The organism is uncultured Thiodictyon sp. (assembly GCF_903828115.1).
Classification (GTDB): Bacteria; Pseudomonadota; Gammaproteobacteria; order Chromatiales; family Chromatiaceae; genus Thiodictyon.
In genome coordinates, this window is the sequence record NZ_CAIKKU010000378.1 from 1 (window position 1) to 5,549 (window position 5,549).

Here is a 5,549-nt window from a genome sequence, read left to right on the forward strand (position 1 = left end):
CGCCCGCATACAGGGTGGTCCCGCTCAGGGCCAGGGCATAGACGACGTTGACGGCGGCCGGCGCCCAGGCGGTCACCGCCCCGCAGCAGTCGATCCGGGCCAGGCGGGTCCGCGCCAGCCCGCCGACCGCGGTGAAGCTGCCGCCAATGAACCAACCGCCGGCGCCATCGGACTGGACGGCATAGACGGTGCCGGTGACGGGCGGAAAGTTGCGATTGACCGCGCCATCGGCGGTACCGAGCGCGCCCAAGCCGCCGGTCTGCGGTCCCCAGAAGGTAAAATTCCCACCGAGATAGGTGATGCCGTCCGCCCCCCGCGCGATGGCGTAGACGTAACTATTCGGGCCATCGACGATGGCCGCCGCGGCCATCAGCGGCAGGAGGGCCAACAGGGCGAGCAGCCAGCGGTTCAGCCGGCCGCGCCGGGTGGGAGGGACAGCGGTGCAGTGCGTCATAAGATCTCCATGGGAAGCGGCGATGGACCGTGGGCGGGCCATGACGATGACAGTTTACTGACCGCGCCGCGGTGAGCGTTGGACTTTGTTATGTAAGAAGTTACATTTTTTGTGAAAAAAATGACGCCGCTCTCGCGAGACCGCTCCGGCTTGCGCCCGCGCGGAACGGGGTTTGCAACCCCGTCCCGGCCGTTTGCTGCGGTCCCGCCGCGGCGGAAACGGTTCCGGACGGGGCGCATGCCCCAGCCCGTCGCCCCCGGATTGCGCTACGTTCCATCCGGGCTACGTTGCGGTAGCAACGAATACCGGCCCAGGCGGTGCGCCGCGGTGCGTGCTATGTTCGCTGGGGCCAACTCGTCCGCGTCGGCGACTGCGAGGTATTCGATGCGCTTTTTCACGACCGAAGGTCCGGTCCGCCCCGCCGACAACTACTGTCTGCCGCCCCTGCAACGCTGGGACCTGGACGAGGTCCTGGGGCTGATCGACCAGAAGAAATACTTCCTGCTCCACGCCCCGCGCCAAACCGGTAAAACAAGCTGTCTGCTGGCCCTGATGGAGTATCTGAACCAGGGGGTCCGCTACCGCGCGGTCTACGCCAACCTCGAGGTCGCGCAGGCCTATCGCGAGCAGGTGGACAAGGGCATGGGCGCGGTGGTCGAGCAGATCTCGCGCGGCGCCCGCGATCAGTTGGGCGATGCCGCCGCCACCGGGCTGGCCCGGGAGGTGATCATCAACCGGGTCACCCATCTGGACCAACTGGCCGACAAGCTGCGCGAGGAGCGGGTGCGTCGGGTGATCGAGCCGATGCTGGCCGGGACCCAAATGGACATGGTGCCGGAGGACGACCGTCAGTACCTGGTGGACCTGGGGCTGCTGCGCCGCGACGGGGCCGGCGGACTGGTGATCGCCAACCCGATCTACCGTGAGGTGCTGCCGCGCGCACTCGCCGGCGGTCCGCAGGACTCGCTGCCGCATATCAGCCCGACCTGGCTGAACGCCGACGGCACCCTCAACCCGGCGCAACTGCTTGACGCCTTCCTCGCCTTCTGGCGCCGCCACGGCCAGCCGCTCTTAGGCAGCGCGCCCTATCACGAGATCGCCCCGCACCTGGTCTTGATGGCCTTCCTGCACCGCGTCATCAATGGCTCTTCCTCCCCTCCCCCGGTGGGGGAGGGGCCGGGGGAGAGGGCCGGGACCCTGGAGCGTGAATACGCCATCGGCTCCGGGCGCATGGATCTGTGTCTGTCCTACGGGGCACTGACGCTCGGGATGGAACTCAAGGTCTGGCGCGACGGCGCCCCGGACCCGCTGGCCGAGGGCCTGGACCAGTTGGACGGCTATCTTGCCGGTCTGGGGTTGGACTGGGGTTGGCTCGTGATCTTCGACCGCCGCGCCGGTCAGCCGCCGATGGCTGAGCGCACCCTGAGCCAGGCGATGCAGAGCCCCGACGGGCGGCGCATTGTGGTGGTGCGCGCCTGACCCCCGGGGTTGCGCCGGGCCCGGCACCCCGCGTAGCCTGGATGGAGCGCAGCGGCATTCAGACCCCGCCGGCGTCGGCGGATTGATTGTGCGTCGGCGAGGCCGCTCCCGGATTTCGCTGCGCTCCATCCGGGCTACGGGGCCTCTCCTGACACCGCTGGCCCCCGCCGCCTCCGCAACGAATCCGGGCCGGGAACGGCGCTTCCACCCCGCCGCGAACGTTTCTCTGAGAGGACCGATGCGGTCGCGTTGGTCGCCAGGCTCGCCGCCGGTGATTTTTCAAGCCGGGGAGATCCTCGCGCCGGCGCCGCGGCGGGCCTTGGACGCCGTGATGTAAAATAATGTAAAATCAAGACTCTTTTATGTAAGAAATGGTGCTGGACGGGGCTATCATGCGGCGATAACCACGCCTGAGAATCTCCTTGATGAAAGCCATCCCCACGCCGTTACGGATCCGTTGGCTCAGCGCCGCGGGGGGCGCACCGGTGCGGGCGGGGGCGGAGCGGCACGCGTCGATTGCGATCCCGGCGCCGCCCTCGGCGGGCCTCGACCGGGGCGAGATGGAGATGCTGGACCTGGCGTTGGGGATGCAACTCTGCCGGGTCGCGCATCGGTTTGCGCGGGGGCAGGCGGGTCTGCGGGCGATGTCGGAGGTGGCGACCGAACTGCCCGAGCCGGTGCTGTTCGTGCAGAGCGCGCGCAGCGGCCGGGGCGTGCTGCAGGACGCCGGCCTGAAGGTCAGGCTGGAGCACGACCCTGCCGTCTGTGTCTTCGCGCACCTGGACCATATCGACCATCGGCACTGGGCGGAAACCGGCGCGCCGCTCGAAGTGACCGCCTTGACCATCGGGGCGTCCACGTTGCAGCGCAGCCTGGGCGAACCGGCCGCCCACGCCTTATTGGCCGCCTTGGGGATCCTGCGAGCGCCATCGGCCTCCAGGCGTCCCCTACCGCCACCCATCACGGCGTTGCTGCACGGCTGTTTGACCGATCGCTTCACCGCAAATCTGCGCACCCTCCAGGCCCAAGCCAGGGTGCTGGACTTCCTGGTCGCGTTGACCGACCACATGGTCGGCGTAGCGCAACCGGAGCCGGGCAAGCTTCGTTCGATCCGGCAATTGCGCGGGGAACTGGACCCCTGGCATGAATCGGTACCGGACCTGGAGGCGTTGGCCCGAGGCTACGGACTCTCGGTACGGGCGATGAATGAGGGATTCAAGCGGGAGTATGGGCAATCCATCCACGCCTGCCTGTCCGACCTGCGGCTGTTTGCCGCCCACGCCGCCTTGCAGAGCGATGGTCTGTCCTTGAAGGTGTTGGCGGCCCGGTTAGGCTATGCCGATGTCAGTCATTTCAGCAACGCCTTTACCAAAAAGTTCGGCTATCGACCGGGGGGCGTGCGGCGGGAGCGGTGGGCGGAGGCTGCCGCCTGATTGGGCCTGCGGGCGGAACGCGCAGCGGTTCCGCCACCGGAACGTTGGCGCTGGGGTCCGAGAAGACTTTACGCTAGTGCGGGATATTCTTGAAGCCAAGCGGGTTGCTCAGGGCGGCGCGGTGCCCGGGTCCGCAGGGGTTTGGGCCCCCGCCAGGGGCAGGGCCAGGCGGGAGAAGTCGGCGCGGTTGACATACTGGATGACGATCTTGCCCTTGGTGTTGCGGGCGATGTCGAAGCCGCGATCGGGATAGAGCCAGTGGATGATGCCGTTGGACGGGTCCAGGCGGCGCTCGCTGGGGGGGCCGAAGCGCTTCTCGATGGTCTCGTTATCCAGGCGCGCCTGGGGCAGGTAGGTGATGCTGCGGATGGGGCGCGCGAGCAGGGTCTCCACATCCGTCGGGTCGAGCTTGATCTTCTTGTCGCCGCTTTCCATCTTGCTGATGCGCAGCCCGCGTTCGTACATAGGCTTGAGCGTCGCCTGGTCGACGTCCAGCGTGATGATGAAATCGGCCCGCAGGCTTTGGAGATAGACCTGCTCGAAGTAGACCTCGACGGTCAGGGGTTCGCGTGCCCCCGGGGTCTCGAACAGGTTGATGGTCCCGTCCTCGCCGAAAAACCGGCGCAGCTCGGCGAGCCTGGTCTCGCCCAGGGTGAAGCCGAAGACCTGGGTGTCCCCGGCGCGGTTGGTGGTCACGCGCCAGGGCAGGCGCACCTTCTCGTCCTGGATGGTCGGCGGCATCAGGAGCATGGCGCCGATGAAGCCGAGCAGGCCGGCCACGAGGATGGTGAGGATATATTTACGGTCCATGAACGGGACGGCTCCGATGGGATGGTGACCGGGGTGTCGGGCAGGCCGGCGGCGGCGGGGCTTACTAACTGTTTACTGAAATCTCTGTTTATCTATAAAAATCTTGGGTTTTTAGTAGCGGCAGCAGCCCCGCGACGACCCGGCGGCCCTCGGCCAGCAGGATATTGTAGGTGCGGCAGGCGGCCCCGGTGTCCATGATCTCGATGCCGACCCGGCGCGCCGCGAGGGCGCGGTAGAGCGACGGGGCGGGGAAGACCTGGACCGCACCGGTGCCGAGCACGATCAGTTCCGGGTCCAGGTCGAGCAGGGCCTGGAGGTGCTCGGGTCCCAGCCCGGCCGCGTCGCGTGGCCCCCAGTCGGTGATGATCCGCCCGGGGGTCAGGATCAGGGCGCCGCCGTAGGTCCGCCCGCCGACGAGGATCCCGGCCGGTCCGTAGGCCTGGACCAGGTTCCCGTCGCTGTCGTCTGGCTCGGTGAATCGCATGGTGGAACGATACCGGATTGCCCCCCGGTGGGACAAGGTGCGGTTGACGCTCGCCGACCCGGGCGGGCATCATCAAGCCCGGCGTCGCGCGCTCGCGCCGCGCCGGGGCGTCGGTTCAACGGGTGGGATCAGTGGGGTACGCATGACTAGGACTTTCGCCAGGTGGCCCGGCAGGGCGCGGTTGCCCGCGCCGCTCGCGGCCCTGTTCGCCGGCTTGTTGGCAGGCTGTGCCGGCGGCCTCGTCGGCCCCTTGCTGCCGGTGACCAACCCGGCGACCGCCGCCACGGTGACCGTCTTCCGGGACTTCTCGCTGCCGGGGTTCTTTGTCCCCATGGATCTGCGGATCGATGACTATTGGGTCTTCCGGTTGTGGCTCAACCAGCAATACAGCTTCAAGCTCGACCCTGGTGAGTACCTGTTCGACTACACCATCGGTTTCAACGAGTGCCGTCGGCTGGCCTATATCAAGGCGGGCCGGAACTATTACTTCCGGCTGCGGCCCAATTGTGTCCGGTTCGAGGGCCCGCCCTGAACCGCTGCCGCGCGATCCGCCGCGATCCTTGTGTTCATTGATTGCTCATTCGTTGACGGACGGCGGATCGGCGTCCAGCAAGCGCCACTCGGCGAACCTGGCCGCCTGACCCCGATACCGGCCGGCGCTGTCCATGAGGTTCCAGACGCAGGCGCCGGCGATCAGAAAGCGCCGGCCGCTCGCGGCTACCCGCACGCCCGCATAGTCGTCGATATACCGCTGCTAAGAATCTGTCCTTTTCTCAGGACCGATCCGTTCACGGCGTCACTGGGGATGCGTTGCAAAGCAATGTCTTAGACCCCTCTTCCGTGCGTTTAGAGTCTCCCCGCAGCGCGTGGCGACTGCCCGAAAGCATAC

At 67.3% G+C, this 5,549-nt stretch carries 7 protein-coding genes; 3 read left to right on the forward strand and 4 right to left on the reverse strand.

What is annotated here, in order from left to right; translation table 11 throughout:
• Positions 1-454, reverse strand: a 454-nt coding sequence (locus QZY48_RS13700; protein WP_295431521.1) for a hypothetical protein, incomplete at its 3' end; no start/stop codon positions are given.
• A 384-nt stretch (positions 455-838) separates the two neighbouring features.
• On the opposite strand from QZY48_RS13700, the gene QZY48_RS13705 reads away from it, so the two are divergent.
• Positions 839-1,933 carry a hypothetical protein gene (locus QZY48_RS13705; RefSeq protein ID WP_295431524.1) on the forward strand — a complete coding sequence of 365 codons (1,095 nt, stop codon included), beginning with the start codon at positions 839-841 and terminating at the stop codon, positions 1,931-1,933.
• 425 nt (positions 1,934-2,358) lie between these two features.
• On the forward strand, positions 2,359-3,366 hold the full coding sequence (locus tag QZY48_RS13710) for a helix-turn-helix transcriptional regulator (RefSeq protein ID WP_295431527.1): 1,008 nt from the start codon (positions 2,359-2,361) through the stop codon (positions 3,364-3,366).
• Positions 3,367-3,474: 108 nt separating this feature from the next.
• On the opposite strand, the gene QZY48_RS13715 is transcribed toward QZY48_RS13710, so the two are convergent.
• Positions 3,475-4,176, reverse strand: a complete 702-nt coding sequence (locus QZY48_RS13715) for a hypothetical protein (RefSeq protein ID WP_295431530.1) — start codon at positions 4,174-4,176, stop codon at positions 3,475-3,477.
• A gap of 88 nt (positions 4,177-4,264) precedes the next feature.
• A complete protein-coding gene (locus QZY48_RS13720; protein ID WP_295431532.1) occupies positions 4,265-4,660 on the reverse strand; it encodes an Mth938-like domain-containing protein in 396 nt (131 codons plus the stop codon).
• A 142-nt stretch (positions 4,661-4,802) separates the two neighbouring features.
• Between QZY48_RS13720 and QZY48_RS13725 the strand changes: the two genes are divergently transcribed.
• Positions 4,803-5,192, forward strand: coding sequence for a hypothetical protein (locus QZY48_RS13725; protein ID WP_295431534.1), 390 nt, complete (start codon positions 4,803-4,805; stop codon positions 5,190-5,192).
• A 45-nt stretch (positions 5,193-5,237) separates the two neighbouring features.
• Here the strand turns inward: QZY48_RS13725 and QZY48_RS13730 are convergent, their stop codons facing one another.
• Positions 5,238-5,405 carry an MEKHLA domain-containing protein gene (locus tag QZY48_RS13730; protein ID WP_295431536.1) on the reverse strand — a complete coding sequence of 56 codons (168 nt, stop codon included), beginning with the start codon at positions 5,403-5,405 and terminating at the stop codon, positions 5,238-5,240.
• Positions 5,406-5,549 lie beyond the last annotated feature (144 nt).

Bases quoted from the DNA above. Each gene is read 5' to 3' on its own strand.
- QZY48_RS13705 (WP_295431524.1), top strand. From the start codon at position 839: ATGCGCTTTTTCACGACCGAAGGTCCGGTCCGCCCCGCCGACAACTAC.
- QZY48_RS13710 (WP_295431527.1), top strand. From the start codon at position 2,359: ATGAAAGCCATCCCCACGCCGTTACGGATCCGTTGGCTCAGCGCCGCG.
- QZY48_RS13715 (WP_295431530.1), bottom strand. From the start codon at position 4,176: ATGGACCGTAAATATATCCTCACCATCCTCGTGGCCGGCCTGCTCGGC.
- QZY48_RS13720 (WP_295431532.1), bottom strand. From the start codon at position 4,660: ATGCGATTCACCGAGCCAGACGACAGCGACGGGAACCTGGTCCAGGCC.
- QZY48_RS13725 (WP_295431534.1), top strand. From the start codon at position 4,803: ATGACTAGGACTTTCGCCAGGTGGCCCGGCAGGGCGCGGTTGCCCGCG.